The following is a 19194-nucleotide window of genomic DNA, read 5'->3' on the forward strand; positions in this document are numbered from 1 at the left end:
TTTGATGTAACATTTTGATAACAACCCAAATTGCTAAAATAGGCGTAACACATTAAGACAGGAAATTTGAATAATGCGGGCAGATATATTGAGAAGGATTGAAGAAGTCAGGTTTACGTCGGCGACCGTGGCGTATTAGTACATGAGTACAAAGAAAGACTAATCGCCATTATTCTGGCGATTAGTCCAATAGAGAAAATTTATCGAGCGAGTCTAAAAAGGGAAAAATTATATCCTCCTTATTACCGCTATTTTATCAGATAGAAATAATTCTCAATAATTCACTTGTCATAAAACTGACACAACCACTGTGACTGGAAGGTGCTCTAGCTTAGTAACCAAACGTTGCAGACAACCAGAGCAATGACGCTCCAGAACATCGCAAGCCCAAGGATAACGGCGCTCCAGGCCTTACTTCTCAAAACCGGATCTATCTCGGTCTTGTCACGTTCCTGTGACATCGCAAACTTCATATAATCGATATCACTAATCATTTTTTCACCACCAATCGCTAAGAATTACTAACCACAGATAAATCTTAATTATGGATGGACTATTAATCCAGTGAATTCGCTTTTCAGAAGATATCTTTCATCATTAATTTGATCACGGCAGGTATATTTGCAAATGTGGTACGAGGAGTTAACGAAAATTGTGATTCAGACGAGGTTTAGATATTCCATTTCAGGCCATTATAGATTTTGGCATCCCCGTAAGGATGCCATTATTTTTTCTACGGTTATTTTTCCGGTAATTTAATATCTTTGAACATCGCTTCGATATCTTCATTTGAGCGCAAAGCGACGGCGGTATCGACCACATCCCGGGTCAGATGCGGAGCAAATCGTTGAATAAAATCATACATATAGCTTCGCAAGAAGGTACTGCGTCGGAAACCTATTTTTGTGGTGCTATGGCTGAAGATACCGTTGGCGTCGAGTTTGACCAGATCCGGGTCGGAAACCGGATCCACCGCCATACTGGCAATCACCCCTACCCCAAGACCCAGACGCACGTAGGTTTTAATCACATCGGCGTCGGTGGCGGTGAAAACGATGCGCGGCGTCAAGCCGGCGCGATTAAAGGCGGTATCCAGCTCGGAACGACCGGTGAAGCCGAAGGTGTAAGTCACCAGCGGATACTGCGCCAGCTCCTCAATCGATACTGACTCGCGCGAAGCCAGCGGGTGCTCTGGCGTGACGACCACGGAGCGGTTCCAGTGATAGCACGGCAGCATCACCAAATCATCATAAAGATGAAGCGCTTCGGTCGCGATAGCGAAGTCAGCATTGCCTTTCGACACCGCCTCGGCGATTTGCGTTGGCGACCCCTGATGCATGTGCAAGGAGACGCGGGGATAGCGTTCGATAAAGCCTTTGATAACGCCCGGTAGCGCATAACGGGCCTGAGTGTGGGTGGTGGCAACGTACAGTGAGCCCTTGTCTGGCCAGGTATGCTCCCCCGCCACCGACTTGATCGCATCGACCTTCGATAAGACCTCGCGAGCGATGCGTATGATCTCCTGACCTGCGGGAGTGACCTGCGTGAGATGTTTGCCGCTGCGGGCGAAAATCTGAATTCCCAGCTCATCCTCCAGCATGCGAACCTGCTTGCTGATGCCCGGCTGTGAGGTGTACAGGCCTTCGGCAGTCGAGGAGACGTTCAGATTATGGTTAACAACCTCAACGATATAGCGGAGCTGCTGTAGTTTCATGGCTGATATCCGATAGCACGTAAAATAAACCCGCTTAATACATTTTACGCTCAGGTCACTTGCTGTCGGGTGGGTTGCCCCGCCCATACCTGCGACTCGCCGTGTCGGCGCCACAACGTATCCTGAAGACGATGATGTATAAGACGATAAGATAATAAAAAAGAGATTAGCTATAACCACTATATCATTTATATCTACAGTGTATAGATACTAACAAAAAATAATAAGTCGGTTATAAGGCGAGAGAGGATACAGTATAAAATCTTGGATATCAGCAACATGCGGTGTTAAAAAAGGGCCGCGGCGCGGCCCTTTTATCCGGTTAGAGCAGTTACTTCTTCGCTTCAGTCCATTTGCCGTCAATATAGAAAGCTGACCAGCCGGTGGCTTTACCGTCTTTCTCTGACGCAACGTACTGCTGCTTAGTTTTACGGCTAAAACGCACCATCGTTTTGTTGCCTTCCGGATCCTGCTGCGGCGCATCGGCCAGATAGCGCAGCTTTTCTGCCAGGCGGTCGCGGAAGCGGTACAGCTCTTCCACCAGCGGCGCACGGGTTTCGCGCGATTTCGGGAAGGTGTTCGCGGCCAGGAAAACGCCCGCCGCGCCATCGCGCAGAACAAAGTAGGCGTCCGATTTCTCACACGGCAGCTCCGGCAGCGGCACAGGATCTTCTTTCGGCGGCGCCACTTCTCCGTTACGCAGGATCTTACGGGTGTTTTTACACTCGTCGTTGGTGCAGGCCATATACTTACCAAAACGCCCCATCTTCAGGTGCATTTCAGAACCACATTTTTCACACTCAACGATCGGACCGTCATAGCCCTTAATGCGGAACTCGCCCTCTTCAATCTCGTAGCCATCGCAGGTCGGGTTATTACCGCAGACGTGCAGCTTGCGCTTCGGATCGATGAGGTAGCTGTCCATCGCCGTGCCGCATTTTTTACAGCGGCGTTTGGCGCGCAGCGCGTTGGTTTCAGCGTCATCGCCTTCCAGCACGTTAAGCACTTCGTTTTCCGGCACCAGGTTTATGGTGGTTTTGCAGCGCTCTTTTGGCGACAGCGCATAACCCGAACAGCCAAGGAATACGCCGGTGCTGGCGGTACGGATCCCCATCTTGCGCCCGCAGGTTGGGCAGTCGATGGTGGTCAGGACCATGGGGTTCGGCTGCATGCCGCCCTCTTCCGGATCTTTCTCCGCCGTTTGCAGCTGCGAGGTGAAGTCTCCGAAGAAGTTATCGAGAACCTGTTTCCATTCGGCCTGATGGTTGGCCACCTGATCGAGACGGTCCTCCATCTGCGCGGTGAAATCGTAGTTCATCAGATCGCGGAAGTTCTCTTCCAGACGATCGGTGACGATCTCGCCCATTTTTTCCGCATAAAAACGACGGTTTTCTACCCGCACATAGCCGCGGTCCTGAATGGTCGAAATGATCGACGCATAGGTGGAAGGACGGCCGATGCCGCGTTTTTCCAGCTCTTTAACCAGCGAGGCTTCGCTAAAACGCGCCGGCGGCTTGGTAAAGTGCTGCGCGGGCGTCAGTTCGACCAGGCTCAGGCTTTCGCCCTTGTTGACCAGCGGTAAAGTACGATCTTCATCGCCTTTACGCAGGGCTGGCATCACTTTGGTCCAGCCGTCAAAGCGCAGCGTACGCCCGCGGGCTTTCAGTTTGAAATCGCCGGCTTTCACCGTCAGGGTGGTGGAGTCGTACTGCGCTGGCGTCATCTGACAGGCAACAAACTGGCGCCAGATCAGCTGATACAGTTTCTGCGCATCAGATTCCATATCTTTTAACGTTTCGGCCAGCACGTTGACGTCGGAAGGACGAATCGCTTCGTGCGCTTCCTGAGAGTTTTCTTTGCTGGCGTACTGATTAGCGCTTTCCGGCAGATATTTCTTACCGAAGTTATCGCCAATATAGCCGCGCACCATATTCAGCGCGTCCTGGCTCAGGTTCGTGGAATCGGTACGCATATAGGTAATATGCCCCGCTTCGTAGAGACGCTGCGCCATCATCATGGTTTTCTTCACGCCGAAGCCAAGACGCGTACTGGCGGCCTGCTGGAGCGTGGAGGTGATAAACGGCGCGCCCGGCTTGCTGCTGGTCGGCTTGTCTTCACGCTCCAGCACGCTGTAGCTGGCTTTCTCAAGCAGCGCAACCGCTGCCATGGTCTCTTCACGGCTCACCGGACGGAACGGCTTATCGCCGCTGTGAGTCACCTGCAGCGGTAACGCATCGCCGCCTGGCGTCGTGGTGCTGGCGTCAACTTCCCAGTACTCTTCCGGAACAAACGCCTTAATCTCACGCTCGCGTTCAACCACCAGACGTACGGCAACCGACTGGACGCGGCCTGCGGACAGACCACGGGCAATTTTTTTCCACAGCAGTGGAGACACCATGTAACCCACCACGCGATCCATAAAACGGCGCGCCTGCTGAGCGTTAACACGGTCAATATTCAGTTCGCCCGGCTTTTCGAAAGCCTGACGGATAGCATTCTTAGTGATCTCATTGAACACTACGCGGCTATAGCGCTGTTCATCACCGCCGATAACTTCCCGCAGGTGCCATGCGATGGCCTCCCCTTCGCGGTCAAGGTCGGTTGCGAGATAGATGTGGTCAGCTTTTTCCGCCAACTGTTTGAGTTCGGAAACAACCTTTTCTTTACCCGGAAGTATTTCGTAGTGCGCATCCCAGTCATGCCATGGGTCCACGCCCATACGGTTGACCAGAGCGCCGCGTTCATCCTTCTTAGGCTTTTTAGCCCCTTTGGTGGAGGTAGAGTCGGCGCTCTTTTTGGAAGCTGAGCCACTGGTCGGCAAATCGCGGATATGACCGACGCTGGACTTAACCACGTAGTCATTACCCAGATACTTATTGATCGTTTTGGCTTTTGCCGGGGACTCAACGATAACGAGAGCTTTACCCATATTCACCTTTACCTAATTTGATTCATCCAGGAATACATCGCACATTGATTCACCATCCACTGGCGACACGTCACAACCTATGTTGCGTCGTTATCGATGGATATCAACCCTTTGCACCGGTTTCACGTCCATAAAACCAGATAGCTGAGTTTGCTGGCTTTTTCTTGCCAGGCGACATAGCACGAATAATTTTTGGCCGAATGTCAAGCAAATCTGTTGCCAGATCGCTGAAAGCGTCACACTGTACCTGATAAAATTCGTTACGCAACTTTATTAGCATGCAAAAGCAAATCCCGCCACTAAACTGATGTTTATTAAGCTCCTGCGATTACCCCTGTAAGATCCATGGAAAATTTGCCCCTTGTCGTCGCGCGGCGTAGACTAGCCGCGAAGAATCACAGGAGGCATTTATGCAAGGTACAACCCAACCCATCGATCGCCAGACGCTTCTGGAAAAAGCCAACAAACTCATTCGCGAACATGAAGATACGTTAGCCGGGATCGAGGCCACCGACGTCGTTCAGCGTAACGGCGTGCTGGTGTTCAGCGGCGAGTTTTATCTTGATGAACAGGGACTGCCAACGGCGAAGAGTACGGCGGTATTCAATATGTTTAAATATCTCGCGCACGAGCTGTCTGATAAGTATCACCTGGCGGATTAACCGCTGCGCGCAGGGCCAATACGACAACGCGAGGCCGGTGCCTCGCGTTGTTTTGTTTACATTAGCGGCTTTTGCCCACGCTGCCACCAGCGCAGCAGCAGTTTATCGGCGCTTTCCGCCGCACTGCCGGTAAACCGGTCGAGCATTTTCTTACGCTGCTGGTAGCGCACGCTGATAACCTCATGCTTGTCCATCAGGCCCAGCAGAAGTTCATCGCTGGTTTCCACCGCGTCAACAAGGCCTTTTTCCAGCGCCTGAACGCCATACCAGTGTTCACCCGTCGCTACCTGCTCGATATCCAGACCAGGGCGCATCCGGTGGACAAAGTCTTTGAAGAGTCGGTGGGTATCGTTCAGATCTTCGCGGAATTTCTGCCGCCCTTCTTCGGTATTTTCGCCCAGCATCGTCAGGGTACGTTTGTACTGCCCGGCCGTATGTAGCTCAATGTCGATGTCCTTGTTCTTCAGGAAACGATTGATGTTGGGGATCTGCGCCACAACGCCAATAGAGCCAAGGATAGCGAACGGTGCACTGACGATTCTGTTCGCCACGCAGGCCATCATATAGCCGCCGCTGGCCGCAACTTTATCTACCGCGACCGTTAACGGGATCTGTTTGTCGCGCAGACGCTGCAGCTGCGAAGCGGCAAGGCCGTAGCCGTGGACCACGCCGCCGGGGCTTTCAAGGCGAATCACCACCTGGTCGCGCGCTTTTGCCGCCGCCAGAACGGCGGTGATCTCTTCGCGCAGGCTGCTGACTTCGTGGGCATCCATGCTGCCTTTAAAATCCAGCACCCAGGCGCGCGGTTTCGCGTCCGGCTCGGGAGTTCCCAGCTTTGCCCGCGCCTTTGCCGCTTTTGCTTCCTGCTTAAGCTTTTTCTTTTGCGCTTTATGCCACAGCTTCTGCTGCGGCCCATCGAGCAATGAAGCCGCCAGCTCTTCCTTCATCTCCTTATATTGCTCGCTAAGATTGGTTACCCGCAGCTCGCCGCGCTGTTTTTTGCGCTGAGTCAGGTTAACAATAATGGCGACGATAACCGCAATTGCGACAACGATGGTCGCGATTTTGGCCAAAAACAGGCCATATTGAGCAAGTAATTCCACGTTTTCACCTTGTGTAAACCGCTGACGTTGGCGCACAGTGTACATCAGCCATCGGCGAGAAGTCTTTGTGCTTTGTGTCGCGTGCGAGGCGCCTTCCTGTTTTTTTCAGCGACGATGAAATCGTTGCAAGATATTAATTCCGCGAAGAGTTTCCGTTTCGCCGATTGCAATAGCGGGCGCTTTCAGGCATAAAGCGCAAAAGTGAAATACCGAATAGCAAGCGCGATCGCCTGCAGATCGCCCGAGGAGTCGCCGTGCACTATCAACCGCAACGTCACCTGTTACAGGATCGCATCATCCTGGTTACCGGCGCCAGCGACGGCATAGGCCGTGAAGCCGCCCTGACCTATTCCCGCTATAGCGCCAGCGTTATCCTGGTCGGCCGTAATGAAGAGAAGCTGCGCAGCGTTGCGCACGAGATTCAGCAAGCGGGCGGCATCCCCGCCCGTTGGTTTACTCTGGATCTGTTAACCTGCACGCCGCAGGAGTGTCAACAGCTGGCGCAGAAGATCGCCATCCACTACCCGCGCCTCGACGGGGTGCTACACAACGCGGGTCTGCTGGGCGATGTCTGCCCGATGGATCGGCAAAAGCCGGAGGTATGGCAGCAGGTGATGCAGGTGAACGTTAACGGCACCTTTATGCTCACCCAGGCGCTGCTTCCTTTATTACTCAAATCCGAATCGGGTTCGCTGGTCTTTACCTCCTCCAGCGTCGGCCGTCAGGGGCGCGCCAACTGGGGCGCTTACGCCGCATCTAAATTTGCCACCGAAGGCATGATGCAGGTGCTAGCCGAGGAGTATCAGAGCCGTCATCTGCGGGTTAATTGCATCAACCCCGGCGGCACGCGCACCAAAATGCGCGCCAATGCGTTTCCAACGGAAGATCCGCAAAAATTGAAAACCCCCGCTGATATCATGCCGGTTTATCTGTGGCTGATGGGCGACGACAGCCGCCGTAAGACGGGAATGACTTTTGACGCCCAGCCGGGCCGCAAACCAGGAATCGCACAATGAGTGATGAACGCCACCGCGAACGCCAGCAGCGGGTGAAAGATAAAGTTGACGCTCGCGTCGCCGCCGCGCAGGAAGAGCGCGGCATCGTGATCGTCTTTACCGGCAACGGTAAAGGCAAAACCACCGCCGCTTTCGGCACCGTCACCCGCGCCGTCGGGCACGGTAAAAAAGCCGCCGTCGTGCAGTTTATTAAAGGTACCTGGCCAAACGGCGAGCGCAACCTGCTTGAGCCGCACGGCGTTGAGTTTCAGGTGATGGCGACCGGTTTTACCTGGAATACTCAGGATCGCGAAAGCGACACTGCCGCCTGCCTGGCGGTCTGGGAGCACGGGCGCCGCATGCTAGCTGATGAAAGTCTCGACCTCGTTTTGCTGGACGAGCTCACCTATATGGTGGCCTACGACTACCTGCCGCTGGAAGAGGTGCTTACCGCGCTGCGCAACCGCCCGGCCCACCAGACGGTCATTATCACCGGCCGCGGCTGCCACCGTGAAATTAGCGAACTGGCCGATACCGTTAGCGAACTGCGTCCGGTTAAGCACGCCTTTGATGCCGGGATCAAGGCGCAGATAGGGATCGACTACTAGCCGCTAGCCGTTCGAGCAACCCATGATTGAGCGGCAGGCACAGACAGTCCTCCCCCAGCGCCAGCTCGCTTTCGGGAATATTTAGCCGTGAGACGAAGCGCTTGCGGTATTCGGTTGGCGTGACGCCGCAGTATTTATTAAAGGCGGCAATCAGATACTTGTGCTCCTGAAAGCCGCAGCTGTGGCTAATCTCAGTGATTGGCGTGCGGGTATCGCGCAGCAGGGTGCGGGCTTTGTTTAGCCGCACCAGCGTCAAATACTCTTTAAAATTATAGCGGCTCACCTTTTTGAACAGCCGCGAGAACCAGGAGTAGCTCATCCCGCTATGGCAGGCTACCTCGCTCAGGGTCAGCGGCTGATCAAAGTGTTGATTAATAAAATCAATGCCTCTTTTGATCATCGCCTCGTCACGCAGCGAGCTTTCGGCGCGCCGCGTCGGCTTTCCGGCGCAGACGACTGCATCCAGCAGCAGGTAAATCGCCGCGATGCGCTGAAACGGCGCGTGGTTGTCAATTAGCTGTTCCAGTAGCCTCGCCAACCGTAGGTGCACCTCACTGTCTGCCGTAGAGTATGGCCGTCCGCAAGTACTCCAGTCCAGCTGCGGCGAGGGATGAAGCTCATCAAACAGGCCGGGTGAAAACTGGACGGTGACCAATTGACTGCCCGCCATCTCCGCGCTAAGCGAATGGACCTCTTCGGCATTGATGTACAGCATATCCCCCTGCGCCAGCTCCAGGCTCTGCTGACCGACAGAGAGCGTAAATCGCCCCGCCAGCACGGTAATCAGCTCCGGAGCCGGATGCCAGTGAGGCTCGCAGTAGCGAACCTCCGCGGCAAACACGTTCAGCTTCTCGGCATCAAAGGCAATCAGCTCATAGCCGCTGTTCGCCGTTTGTCGTCCGGTCTGGGTGACCGAACGAGGATGAGTCACTGAAAAAGGGAACATGCGCACTCTCCTGTCATTAGCAATGATTAGCGCCCGCCAACACCGCGTTAAGCTCGTCGCGCTCAATATCCAGCGCCAGGAATTCGGTCAGCGCAATCAGCAGTCCGCAGAACAGATCCGGCGCCAGGCGAATCAGTTTTTCACGCACCTGCTCCGCTGGCATCTGACTCTTATCGGCTATCAGCATTACGACGCGGGCAAAGGCCTCCGGCTGCTGGATAAGCTGTTGTAGAGAGTTATCATCGCGCAGCGGTACGTACCGCTGCGGACAATCTACCTCCATTTCCGCGATTAACGGCAGATCCCGGGATGAGGCGCCGACGCGAACCTGCCAGATTCCCGGCGTCACCACCCAATCGCCCAGGCCCGGATGGTAGCAGGCTAGTTCGGCAATGGGCAGCTGCAGGCTTACGCGCCGGGATTCTCCGGCAGCCAGCACCACTTTGCTGAACGCTTTTAATGACTGCACTTCGCGAATCAGTTCCCCCTTCGGCGCGCTGACGTACAGTTGGACGATCTCTTTGCCCGCATACTCTCCGCAGTTGGTCAGGTCGAACGACACGGTAAGCGTCTCGTCTGCGCCTAATCGGGAGGCTGATAGCGCGATATTATCGTACGCAAACCGGGTATAGCTTAAGCCAAAGCCAAACGGAAACTGTGGCGTCAGGCGACGTTTGTCATAATAGCGATAGCCGACAAAAAGCCCTTCTCCGTAGTAGTGGCACAGGTTTTCGCCCGGATAGTGCAGCCAGGCCGGCGTTTCCTCCAGGGAATTAGGCACCGTTACCGTCAGTTTGCCGCAGGGGTTACGCTGGCCGAAAAGGATTTCCGCCACCGCGCGCCCCATCCCTTGCCCGGCAAAGAACGTTTCCAGCAGCGCTTTGCACTCGCCGAGCCACGGCATCACCACCGCATCGCTATTCGCCAGCACCACCACGATATTCGGCTGGACCGTCGCCACTTCGCGAATTAACCGTTCGTGCACCGGCAGAATATGCAGATCCTGACGATCGCCATTTTCGCCATCTTCGCCTACGGCAGTACTGACGAAGAGTACCGCCACGTCTGCCTCTTTTGCCACGCGGCAGGCCTGCGCCAGCGCCTGTTCGTCATCGCGCAGATCGTCCGGCGCGCCTACGGCCGAGGTGACGCTAAAATCGTCCCCGGCGAGATCGAAAATTTCATCCAGCGGGCGATCGAGAAGATACGGTACCGTGGTCGCACATCCGGATCCCTGAATCACCGGCTCCTGCGCCGGTTTACCCAGCACCGCGATGCGCGGCGTTTTCTCCGGACGCAGCGGCAACAGACCCTCTTCATTTTTCAGCAGGACGATGGATTCACCGGCAAGCCGCTGCGCCAGCGCGTGGTGCGCCGTAAAATCGGCTCGCGTTTGCGGGCGGCGATGGCGCTGAACCTTGTCGAGCAGTTCCAACATGCGTAGACAAGCGCGGTCCACCACCGCCATCGGAACTTCTCCGCCTTCGATAGCCGCCAGCAAGCTTTGTTTATCACGGCGGGTTTCCGGCATCGCCAGGTCGTTGCCCGCCATCAACGAAGCGGGACGATCTTTAATACCATACCAGTCGGACATGACCAGGCCGTCATATCCCCACTCATCGCGCAATACCTGAGTGAGTAAAAATGGATCCTGCGAAGTTTGTACGCCGTTAAGACGATTGTAGGAGGACATCACCGTCCACGGCTGGGATTTTGCAATCGCCCGCTGGAAACCTGCCAGGTAGATTTCCCGTAGCGCACGCTCTTCAATGATCGAATCCATTTCCGTGCGGCGATATTCCGAGTTATTGGCCGCAAAATGCTTCAGGCTGGCTCCGACGCCCTCCTGCTGCAGGCCGTTGATCAGCGCAGCGGCAATATCGCCGCTGACCACCGGATCTTCGGCGTAATATTCATAGCCGCGCCCGGCCAGCGGCGTGCGGCGAATATTAATGCCGGGCCCGAGCAGGATCCCGACGCCCATTTGCTGACACTCTCGCCCCAGCGCTTCCCCCATCTGATGCACCAGCTCCACGTCCCAGCTACAGGCCAGACTGGAACCGTTTGGAAAGCAGGTCGCCGGTAGCGAAGTGCTGAATAGCGCCTCGCTACCCCCTTTCGCGACAGGCTCTTCCGCGCTGGCCTGGTCTGCGGTTTGGGTGATGACCGAGATAAAATCATCCATACTCCACTTTTCCCGGCCATCAATCTGCGCACTACTGTAGCGCACGCCGTAGGTGCCGTCGGTCATAATGATATCTTCGATACCGTGCTGCGGCAGCGAGGCGGTGCGCCACAGACCGCTGCCGGTCAACAGCGCTACTTTCTCTTCCGCGCTCATCGCGGCAAGGGTGGTGTTAAAATCGTTACTCATCTCTCTGACTCCCTGAGGTTAAAGCGCGTTCTGTTTACGCAGGCTGATCTTTTGCACAATATCGCGATAGCTTTTTTCATCCAGCGAATAGCAGGCGACAAAGAGGGCGCTGAGGGCAAACATCGCGCCGGGGAATAGCGTCATCAGTACGTTAATGCCGTTAATCGCGCTGGCGGTAATGTTGCCCGCGTCATAGTGGTAATAGTCCAGCATCCAGCCCGCGCAGCCGCCGCCGATGGCCATCGCTATTTTGGTAATGAAATTAAAGAAACCGTAAATTGCGCCTTCGGTGCGCACCCCATGGTGCCACTCGGCATATTCCACGGTATCGGCAATCATTGACCACATTGAAACGAAACCCATCCCCAGCGTAATACTGTACAGACACACGCCGGTCATGATCAGCCAGATATTGTCGCCGGCAATAAAATATTGCATCAGTACGCCCACAACGCCGATCGACAGCGCCACCAGCGTCATTTTCTTTTTACCTATCAACGCAATGATTTTTTCCGAAATAACGGTACCGACAATATAAGCCGCCGACTGAATCATAAAGAAGGTTGAGGTAAAACCTTCGCTACCAATTATATATTTGATAAAGTAAATAGCGATCGCCATCCACACGGTATAGGCAATATAAAAAAAGACGGTGAACATCGAGAGGTTAATTAGCGGCGCGTTGCCTGCCACCGCCTTCAACATTTCCCGCAGCGTCGGCGCCGGAGTCTCTTCCTCTTCTTCACCAACGCGCTCTTTGGTCATCCCGAAGCAGGCAAGGAACAAAAACGTCGCCAGCAGCGCAAAGCAAGAGACGGCGAAGACGTACCCCAGCTGTTTATCGCTAAACGGGGAAATCAGCCTGTCCGCGGTAGTGGACACAATGAGATAGCCAACAATCGCCAGGACAAACCGGTATACCGACAGCGATGAACGGGAGGCTTCATGCTGGGTTAAACGGTTGGTCAGCGCCGAATAAGGCGTATTTACCGCCGTATAGGCCAGGCAATAAATAGTATAGGAAATCAGTGCGAAGTAGAATTTGGCCTCACCGCCGAAAGGCACAAAGCAGAGCACCGTTAAGAAGCCGAGCGGAATTGAACCATACAACAACCAGGGTCGAAGCTTACCGTAGCGGCTGTGGGTTTTATCGATGGCAAAACCAATCAGAATATTAAATGCCGCATCAACCACGCGGGCAATAACAAAGATCAGGCTCGCCTGTACGGCGCTAATGCCGTAAATATTGGTATAGAAAAAAAGTAAAAACAGAGAAACGAAACCAAAGGATAAATTAGAGGCGAAATCGCCAAAACCGTACCCTATTTTTTCTTTAACGCCGATAACCACATAGCTTGCCGAAAGTTTTCCTGCTGTTTCCATTTTAGGCTACCTGTTAATATAATCAGTGGCCTCAGTATATGGCGTCGCCTGGCGCGCCGCTTTGCGTTATTTGTCCGGGCATTTCCTGTTTTTTGTCTTTATGCAGAAGTGTGAAAGGAGTCACAGGAGGGAGAATTCCGGCGGTGACCGCCGGAACTGGAATAATTAACCGTTACCGTTATTACGGCTGCTGGAACGACGGTTGTTATTATTATTGCTCACCTGGCTGTGGCGCTTAACCGCGCGGCGAATCTGATTGGCCTTCATACGACGGCGATCTTTTTCGACGGCGACCTTAGAGGTGGTTTCCGGCGTAAGCTCGACCAGCTCACGCAGGTAGTTAGTTTGCGCCAGGTCCAGCTCGGTGTAGCCGCCGCGCGGCAGGCCTTTCGGCAGTAGAATATCACCGTAGCGCACGCGGATCAGGCGGCTGACCTGTACGCCAACGGCTTCCCACAGGCGGCGAACTTCGCGGTTACGTCCTTCGGTGAGCGTGACGTTATACCACTGGTTAATCCCTTCGCCACCGGTAAACTTGATGGTTTTGAACGCTGCCGGGCCGTCTTCCAGCTGCACGCCGCGAGAAAGCTGGCGCAGCTTGTCATCATCTATCTGGCCAAACACGCGCACTGCGTATTCACGTTCCACTTCGCGGCTCGGGTGCATCAGGCGGTTCGCCAGTTCACCATCGGTGGTAAACAGCAGCAGGCCACAGGTATTCACGTCCAGACGACCAACGGCAATCCAGCGCGCGCCGCGCAGCTTTGGCAGACGATCGAACACCGTCGGACGTCCTTCCGGGTCGTTACGGGTGCAGAGCTCACCCTCCGGCTTGTAGTAGGCCAGCACGCGGCAAATCTGTTCCGCAGACTCTTTCACCGAGATCAGGTGACCGTCGATACGAATTTTTAAACCCGGGACAATTTCAACGCGATCGCCAAGGGTGGCGATTTTGCCATCGACGCTGACGCGGCCAGCTTCGATTTTGGCTTCGATTTCACGGCGGGAGCCGTGGCCAGCGCGGGCCAGCACTTTTTGTAATTTCTCGCTCATTGAGCTTCCTTAAGGTGTCGCCTTCCCAGGCGTCTGGTATACTTCGAAAAACAGGACGTGAGGCAAAATGAAACCTAACACCCTGTTCTGTAAAATTTTTTTGCATCAGCGCGTGCCGTTATCTATGTTGCAACAGCAGACATAACAGAGACACGCCTTCTCGCGTGGGCGAACATGGTACACGAACTTTAAGATGAATGCTTCTTTGCGTTACGAGCATAGCACAACTTACCGCGCACCTCCGTCCGGGCGCATGGCGCGCTGATGGAAGCCAGGTAGCACAATAGGGTCTTTTGCAGAGGATGAACCATGAAAAGGCGCGCGGCATTGCGCCGCGTTGAACGGCGGCAAATAAAAGCGGCGAGCGGGGATTCATTACATGACGATTCCTTCCATGGAAACAGGCGTCATTACAGGAACGGCGTCACGTCCCCGACACCTTCACGCACTACGACCGGCGCGTCTTCGGTAAGATCGATAACCGTGGTCGGCTGCTGGCCCAGATAGCCGCCGTGAATAATCAGGTCCACCTGCTTCTCCAGACGATCTTTGATCTCTTCCGGATCGGATTCGGTAAAGTCGCTACCTGGCAGCATCAAGGAAGTGGAAAGCATTGGCTCACCCAATGTTTCCAGCAGCATCTGCGCAATCGGGTTGGACGGCACGCGCATCCCGATAGTCTTACGCTTCTCCTGCAACAGGCGGCGCGGGACTTCTTTGGTGCCCTTGAGGATGAAGGTGTAGTTACCCGGCGTATTGTTTTTAATCAGACGAAAGGCCACGTTATCGACGAATGAATAGGTCGATAGCTCGGACAAATCGCGGCACATCAGAGTAAAGTTGTGACCGTTTGGCAAATTACGGATCCGGCAAATCCGTTCCATCGCGCCTTTATCTTCAATTTTACAGCCTAAGGCATAACCGGAGTCGGTCGGATAGACGATGACCCCGCCTTTACGCACAATGTCCACCGCCTGGTTAATTAACCGCGCCTGCGGGTTTTCCGGATGGATATAAAAAAACTGGCTCATATTTCCCTCTCAATTTTGTTCTACGGCCACTTCCCAACTGCGCCAGATCCCTTCTACGCCCGCGGGCAGCCAAAGTTTACGGCCCAGTTCGATCCACGGACAGGGCTGATGAAAATCAGACCCCTGCGAGGCATCCAGGCCATACTGCACGGCGTAAGCGGCAAGCTGAGCGCGCTCGTGCGGCGCCTGTTGACATTGCGCCACCTCCATCGCATCCCCGCCCTGTTCGCTAAAGTGGGCCAACAGACGTTTCAACCACTTGGCGGAAAGGTCATAGCGCCCGGGATGGGCAATGACCGCCTTACCGCCAGAATGATGAATGACATCAATCGCTTGTTTTATTGTACACCACTGAGGCGGAACGTAACCGGTTTTCCCGCGCGCCAGATACTTCTTAAAAACGTCAGCCATGTTGTTGGCATAGCCGGCCTCCACCAGAAAACGGGCAAAATGGCCGCGCGTCACTGCACCGCCGTCCGCCAGCTTCAGCGCCCCTTCCCAGGCCCCGGGGATCCGCGCTTTTTCCAGCCGCTCGGCAATCTGCTGGCCCCGCATCTGGCGACGCGCTTTCTGTTCATCAAGCAGCGCGGTCATCGCCGGATGGCCGATATCGATATTCAGCCCGACAATGTGAATTTCATGATTTTCCCACAATGTGGAAATTTCCACCCCGGTAATCAGCGCCAGCGGTAAGCCGGCGCGTTCAATTTCAGCCTGAGCCGCGGGAATTGCCGCCACGGTATCGTGGTCGGTAATCGCCAGGGTGCCGACGCGCATCTGGTGGGCGCGATGGACAAGTTCTTCTGGAGTCAGACGCCCGTCAGAGGCGATAGTATGGCTGTGCAGGTCGTAAATCACTGCGTAATTGGTGTTGCTCAAGATGACTCCTGCTGGACATGAACCTGTACCCGTCATACTTTAAGTCACAGGCAGATTGACTGTGATTCTGCAGCTTAAGTGATTCAGGATATCAATAAGCGCATCATCATACCGACTCAGAGAGAAAATCTGCAAACAGGGGTTGACTTTAATCTCCCGGACTAGTTAACTAGTACGCAAGTTCACATGAAGGGGTATTAACGATGAAAACGCAATTTATCACTCTGCACGGCTGGTGGCGCACCTCCTGTTATCGGGCGGCGTGATCGCGTTTTGCACTCAGCATACAGATACCCGGCCCGCCAATGAGCGGGCTTTTTATTGGACAAATTATTATAGCGAACAGGCGACAACAATAATGCAAACATCAAAACCGGCACTTGAGCTTCTCACCAGCGACGCCATCTATCGGGAAAACCCCACGGCATTGTTCCACCAGATCTGCGGCGCGCGTCCAGCCACCCTACTGCTGGAATCCGCTGATATCGACAGCAAGGATGATTTAAAGAGCCTGCTGCTGGTGGACAGCGCCCTGCGCATTACCGCACTTGGTGACACTGTCACTATTCACTCATTGTCCGCCAACGGTACGGCGCTGCTGGAACTGTTGGATAGCGCCCTGCCCGCTGGCATCAATAATCAGCGTCAGCCAAATAGCCGGGTATTAACCTTCCCGCCGGTCAGCGCGCTGTTAGATGAAGATGCCCGCTTATGTTCACTCTCGGTCTTCGATGCTTTTCGCCTGCTGCAGGAGCTGGTTACCGTTCCGCAGGACGAGCGCGAGGCCATGTTCTTCGGCGGCCTGTTCGCCTATGACCTGGTCGCCGGTTTTGAAGACCTGCCATCGCTGGAAAACGACACCGCCTGCCCGGATTACTGCTTCTATCTCGCGGAAACGCTGCTGGTTATCGACCATCAGACCAAAAACACCCGTATCCAGGCGAGCCTGTTTACGCCGTTGGAAAGCGAAAAGCAGCGTCTGCTTGAGCGGATCGCTCAGCTTCGTCAGCAGCTGAACGAGCCGCCGCTGCCGCTGCCGGTGACTACGGTTGCCGAGATGCGCTGCGACTGCGACCAGAGCGACGAAGAGTACGGCGCCGTGGTGCGTAAAATGCAGCGCGCCATCCGCGCGGGCGAGATTTTTCAGGTCGTGCCGTCGCGCCGCTTCTCGCTGCCCTGCCCGTCGCCGCTCGCCGCTTATGATGTGCTGAAAAAAAGCAATCCGAGCCCGTACATGTTCTTTATGCAGGACAACGATTTCACCCTGTTCGGCGCTTCTCCGGAGAGCTCTCTCAAGTATGACGCCACCAATCGCCAGATTGAAATCTACCCGATCGCCGGTACCCGCCCGCGCGGCCGTCGCGCCGACGGTTCGCTGGATCGCGATCTCGACAGCCGCATTGAGCTGGAGATGCGCACCGACCATAAAGAGCTCTCCGAGCATCTGATGCTGGTCGATCTTGCGCGTAACGACCTCGCGCGCATCTGTACGCCGGGTAGCCGCTACGTCGCCGACCTGACCAAAGTCGACCGCTACTCCTTTGTGATGCACCTCGTCTCCCGCGTGGTTGGCGAGCTGCGCCGCGATCTTGACGTTCTGCATGCCTACCGCGCCTGTATGAATATGGGCACCCTCAGCGGGGCGCCGAAAGTGCGCGCCATGCAGCTTATCGCCGCCGCTGAAGGCAAACGCCGCGGCAGCTACGGCGGCGCGGTGGGCTACTTTACCGCCCACGGCGACCTCGATACCTGCATCGTTATCCGTTCCGCCTACGTGCAGGATGGCGTCGCCACCGTCCAGGCCGGCGCCGGTATCGTGCTCGACTCCGTTCCCCAGTCAGAAGCGGATGAAACCCGTAATAAAGCTCGCGCGGTGCTGCGCGCTATCGCCCAGGCCCACCACGCGAAGGAGATTTTCTAATGGCCGACATTCTGCTGCTCGATAATATCGATTCTTTTACCTATAACCTGGCAGACCAGCTGCGTTCGAACGGCCATAACGTGGTGATTTACCGCAACTCCGTCCCGGCGCAGGCGCTGATTGAGCGCATCGGCACGATGAAAAACCCGGTACTGATGCTCTCTCCCGGTCCGGGGACGCCGAGCGAAGCCGGCTGTATGCCAGAGCTGCTAACCCGCATGCGCGGCAAGTTGCCGATTATCGGTATCTGCCTCGGCCACCAGGCGATTGTCGAAGCCTACGGCGGCTACGTCGGCCAGGCCGGCGAAATCCTCCACGGTAAGGCTTCCAGTATTGAACATGACGGACAGGCGATGTTTGCCGGTCTGAGCAACCCGCTGCCGGTGGCCCGCTATCACTCGCTGGTGGGCAGCAATATCCCGGCAGGACTCACCATCAACGCCCACTTCAACGGAATGGTGATGGCGGTGCGTCACGACGCGGATCGCGTCTGCGGCTTCCAGTTCCACCCTGAGTCAATTCTGACCACCCAGGGGGCACGCCTGCTGGAGCAAACCCTGGCCTGGGCGCTGCAGAAGCTGGAGCAGACCAACACCCTCCAGCCGATTCTGGAAAAACTGTACCAGGCCGAAACCCTGAGCCAGCAGGAGAGCCATCAGCTGTTCTCTGCCGTGGTGCGCGGTGAAGTCAAACCCGAGCAGTTGGCCGCCGCGCTGGTGAGCATGAAGGTGCGCGGTGAGCATCCGCAGGAAATCGCTGGCGCCGCCACCGCGCTGCTGGAAAACGCCGCGCCGTTCCCGCGCCCGGACTACCCTTTTGCCGACATCGTTGGTACCGGCGGCGACGGCAGCAACAGTATCAATATTTCGACCGCCAGCGCCTTCGTTGCCGCCGCCTGCGGCCTGAAGGTCGCGAAGCACGGCAACCGCAGCGTATCGAGTAAATCTGGATCGTCCGACCTGCTGGCGGCATTCGGTATCAACCTCGATATGAATGCCGATAAATCTCGCCAGGCGCTGGATGAACTGGGCGTTTGCTTCCTGTTCGCCCCGAAGTATCACACCGGTTTCCGTCACGCGATGCCGGTCCGTCAGCAGCTCAAAACCCGCACCCTGTTTAACGTGCTTGGGCCGTTGATCAACCCGGCCCACCCTCCTCTGGCGCTGATTGGCGTTTATAGCCCTGAACTGGTGCTGCCGATTGCGGAAACCCTGCGCGTGCTGGGCTACCAGCGCGCCGCGGTGGTGCATAGCGGCGGTATGGATGAAGTATCGCTGCACGCGCCGACGGTGGTCGCGGAACTGAACAATGGCGAAATCAAGAGCTACCAGCTGACCGCCGCCGACTTTGGCCTGACGCCTTACCATCAGGAGCAGCTGGCAGGCGGCACGCCGGAAGAAAACCGTGACATTCTTACGCGCTTGCTACAAGGTAAAGGCGAGACCGCTCACGAAGCCGCCGTTGCCGCCAACGTCGCCATGTTGATGCGTTTACATGGATACGAAGATCTGAAGGCCAACGCGCAGCAGGTCATCGATGTGCTGCACAGCGGAGCGGCCTATGACAGAGTGACCGCATTAGCGGCAAGAGGGTAAA

At 55.5% G+C, this 19194-nt stretch carries 15 protein-coding genes and 1 other annotated feature; of the genes, 5 read left to right on the forward strand and 10 right to left on the reverse strand.

All coding sequences use genetic code 11. The features are described 5' to 3' along the window. Positions 1–326: 326 nt before the first annotated feature. The 3 genes from K7H21_RS16135 to topA form a co-directional block, all read right to left on the reverse strand. A complete protein-coding gene (locus K7H21_RS16135) occupies positions 327–494 on the reverse strand; it encodes a YmiA family putative membrane protein (RefSeq protein ID WP_004121247.1) in 168 nt (55 codons plus the stop codon). A gap of 245 nt (positions 495–739) precedes the next feature. Then, entirely contained in the window at positions 740–1714 is a 975-nt protein-coding gene (cysB, locus tag K7H21_RS16140) for an HTH-type transcriptional regulator CysB (RefSeq protein ID WP_004121248.1), read from the reverse strand. Positions 1715–2045: 331 nt separating this feature from the next. Next, a complete protein-coding gene (gene topA / locus K7H21_RS16145) occupies positions 2046–4643 on the reverse strand; it encodes a type I DNA topoisomerase (protein ID WP_049112416.1) in 2598 nt (865 codons plus the stop codon). A gap of 410 nt (positions 4644–5053) precedes the next feature. Between topA and K7H21_RS16150 the strand changes: the two genes are divergently transcribed. Beyond that, the gene (locus K7H21_RS16150; protein ID WP_004101388.1) at positions 5054–5305 is read left to right on the forward strand and encodes a YciN family protein; all 252 of its coding nucleotides are present in this window, start codon (positions 5054–5056) and stop codon (positions 5303–5305) included. A gap of 56 nt (positions 5306–5361) precedes the next feature. Here K7H21_RS16150 and sohB read toward each other — a convergent pair whose 3' ends face one another. Continuing rightward, positions 5362–6408 (reverse strand): protease SohB, encoded by a 1047-nt coding sequence (gene sohB, locus K7H21_RS16155; protein WP_032741869.1) that lies wholly within the window; start codon positions 6406–6408, stop codon positions 5362–5364. Between the two features lie 254 nt (positions 6409–6662). Here sohB and K7H21_RS16160 point away from each other — a divergent pair, with 254 nt between their 5' ends. Together K7H21_RS16160 and cobO are read left to right on the forward strand one after the other, a co-directional pair. Further along, a complete protein-coding gene (locus tag K7H21_RS16160; RefSeq protein ID WP_004121257.1) occupies positions 6663–7424 on the forward strand; it encodes a YciK family oxidoreductase in 762 nt (253 codons plus the stop codon). Further along, positions 7421–8011: a cob(I)yrinic acid a,c-diamide adenosyltransferase gene (gene cobO, locus K7H21_RS16165; protein WP_004121259.1), complete on the forward strand. Its 591-nt coding sequence runs from the start codon at positions 7421–7423 to the stop codon at positions 8009–8011. Before K7H21_RS16160 ends, cobO begins: the two co-directional genes overlap by 4 nt. Here the strand turns inward: cobO and K7H21_RS16170 are convergent. The 6 genes from K7H21_RS16170 to rnm all read right to left on the reverse strand — a co-directional run bounded on the left by K7H21_RS16170 (position 7983) and on the right by rnm (position 15677). Continuing rightward, positions 7983–8957, reverse strand: a complete 975-nt coding sequence (locus K7H21_RS16170; protein WP_142445369.1) for a helix-turn-helix transcriptional regulator — start codon at positions 8955–8957, stop codon at positions 7983–7985. The two genes, cobO and K7H21_RS16170, sit on opposite strands and share 29 nt — an antisense overlap. A gap of 16 nt (positions 8958–8973) precedes the next feature. Further along, a complete protein-coding gene (locus K7H21_RS16175) occupies positions 8974–11331 on the reverse strand; it encodes a beta-glucosidase family protein (RefSeq protein ID WP_004121262.1) in 2358 nt (785 codons plus the stop codon). An 18-nt stretch (positions 11332–11349) separates the two neighbouring features. Beyond that, on the reverse strand, positions 11350–12714 hold the full coding sequence (locus K7H21_RS16180; RefSeq protein ID WP_142445370.1) for an MFS transporter: 1365 nt from the start codon (positions 12712–12714) through the stop codon (positions 11350–11352). Positions 12715–12879: 165 nt separating this feature from the next. After that, positions 12880–13767: a 23S rRNA pseudouridine(2605) synthase RluB gene (gene rluB / locus K7H21_RS16185; protein ID WP_004121268.1), complete on the reverse strand. Its 888-nt coding sequence runs from the start codon at positions 13765–13767 to the stop codon at positions 12880–12882. Between the two features lie 410 nt (positions 13768–14177). Beyond that, on the reverse strand, positions 14178–14798 hold the full coding sequence (locus K7H21_RS16190) for an L-threonylcarbamoyladenylate synthase (RefSeq protein ID WP_004121270.1): 621 nt from the start codon (positions 14796–14798) through the stop codon (positions 14178–14180). A gap of 9 nt (positions 14799–14807) precedes the next feature. Continuing rightward, a complete protein-coding gene (gene rnm, locus K7H21_RS16195; protein ID WP_004121271.1) occupies positions 14808–15677 on the reverse strand; it encodes an RNase RNM in 870 nt (289 codons plus the stop codon). 227 nt (positions 15678–15904) lie between these two features. After that, positions 15905–16000: a sequence feature (Trp leader region), on the forward strand. 35 nt (positions 16001–16035) lie between these two features. On the opposite strand from rnm, the gene K7H21_RS16200 reads away from it, so the two are divergent. Together K7H21_RS16200 and trpD are read left to right on the forward strand one after the other, a co-directional pair. Then, positions 16036–17598, forward strand: a complete 1563-nt coding sequence (locus K7H21_RS16200; RefSeq protein WP_004121274.1) for an anthranilate synthase component 1 — start codon at positions 16036–16038, stop codon at positions 17596–17598. Further along, positions 17598–19193 carry a bifunctional anthranilate synthase glutamate amidotransferase component TrpG/anthranilate phosphoribosyltransferase TrpD gene (trpD, locus tag K7H21_RS16205; RefSeq protein ID WP_223035220.1) on the forward strand — a complete coding sequence of 532 codons (1596 nt, stop codon included), beginning with the start codon at positions 17598–17600 and terminating at the stop codon, positions 19191–19193. The genes K7H21_RS16200 and trpD overlap by 1 nt, the downstream gene beginning before the upstream one ends. Position 19194: the final 1 nt, after the last annotated feature.

Origin of the sequence: Klebsiella sp. CTHL.F3a (assembly GCF_019890895.1) — a bacterium.
Lineage (GTDB): Bacteria > Pseudomonadota > Gammaproteobacteria > Enterobacterales > Enterobacteriaceae > Klebsiella > Klebsiella grimontii.

What these genes read in the sequence shown, in the direction of transcription:
- K7H21_RS16135 (WP_004121247.1), bottom strand. Translation starts at nt 494, where the DNA reads ATGATTAGTGATATCGATTATATGAAGTTTGCGATGTCACAGGAACGT.
- cysB (WP_004121248.1), bottom strand. Translation starts at nt 1,714, where the DNA reads ATGAAACTACAGCAGCTCCGCTATATCGTTGAGGTTGTTAACCATAAT.
- topA (WP_049112416.1), bottom strand. Translation starts at nt 4,643, where the DNA reads ATGGGTAAAGCTCTCGTTATCGTTGAGTCCCCGGCAAAAGCCAAAACG.
- K7H21_RS16150 (WP_004101388.1), top strand. Translation starts at nt 5,054, where the DNA reads ATGCAAGGTACAACCCAACCCATCGATCGCCAGACGCTTCTGGAAAAA.
- cobO (WP_004121259.1), top strand. Translation starts at nt 7,421, where the DNA reads ATGAGTGATGAACGCCACCGCGAACGCCAGCAGCGGGTGAAAGATAAA.
- K7H21_RS16170 (WP_142445369.1), bottom strand. Translation starts at nt 8,957, where the DNA reads ATGTTCCCTTTTTCAGTGACTCATCCTCGTTCGGTCACCCAGACCGGA.
- K7H21_RS16175 (WP_004121262.1), bottom strand. Translation starts at nt 11,331, where the DNA reads ATGAGTAACGATTTTAACACCACCCTTGCCGCGATGAGCGCGGAAGAG.
- K7H21_RS16180 (WP_142445370.1), bottom strand. Translation starts at nt 12,714, where the DNA reads ATGGAAACAGCAGGAAAACTTTCGGCAAGCTATGTGGTTATCGGCGTT.
- rluB (WP_004121268.1), bottom strand. Translation starts at nt 13,767, where the DNA reads ATGAGCGAGAAATTACAAAAAGTGCTGGCCCGCGCTGGCCACGGCTCC.
- K7H21_RS16190 (WP_004121270.1), bottom strand. Translation starts at nt 14,798, where the DNA reads ATGAGCCAGTTTTTTTATATCCATCCGGAAAACCCGCAGGCGCGGTTA.
- K7H21_RS16200 (WP_004121274.1), top strand. Translation starts at nt 16,036, where the DNA reads ATGCAAACATCAAAACCGGCACTTGAGCTTCTCACCAGCGACGCCATC.
- trpD (WP_223035220.1), top strand. Translation starts at nt 17,598, where the DNA reads ATGGCCGACATTCTGCTGCTCGATAATATCGATTCTTTTACCTATAAC.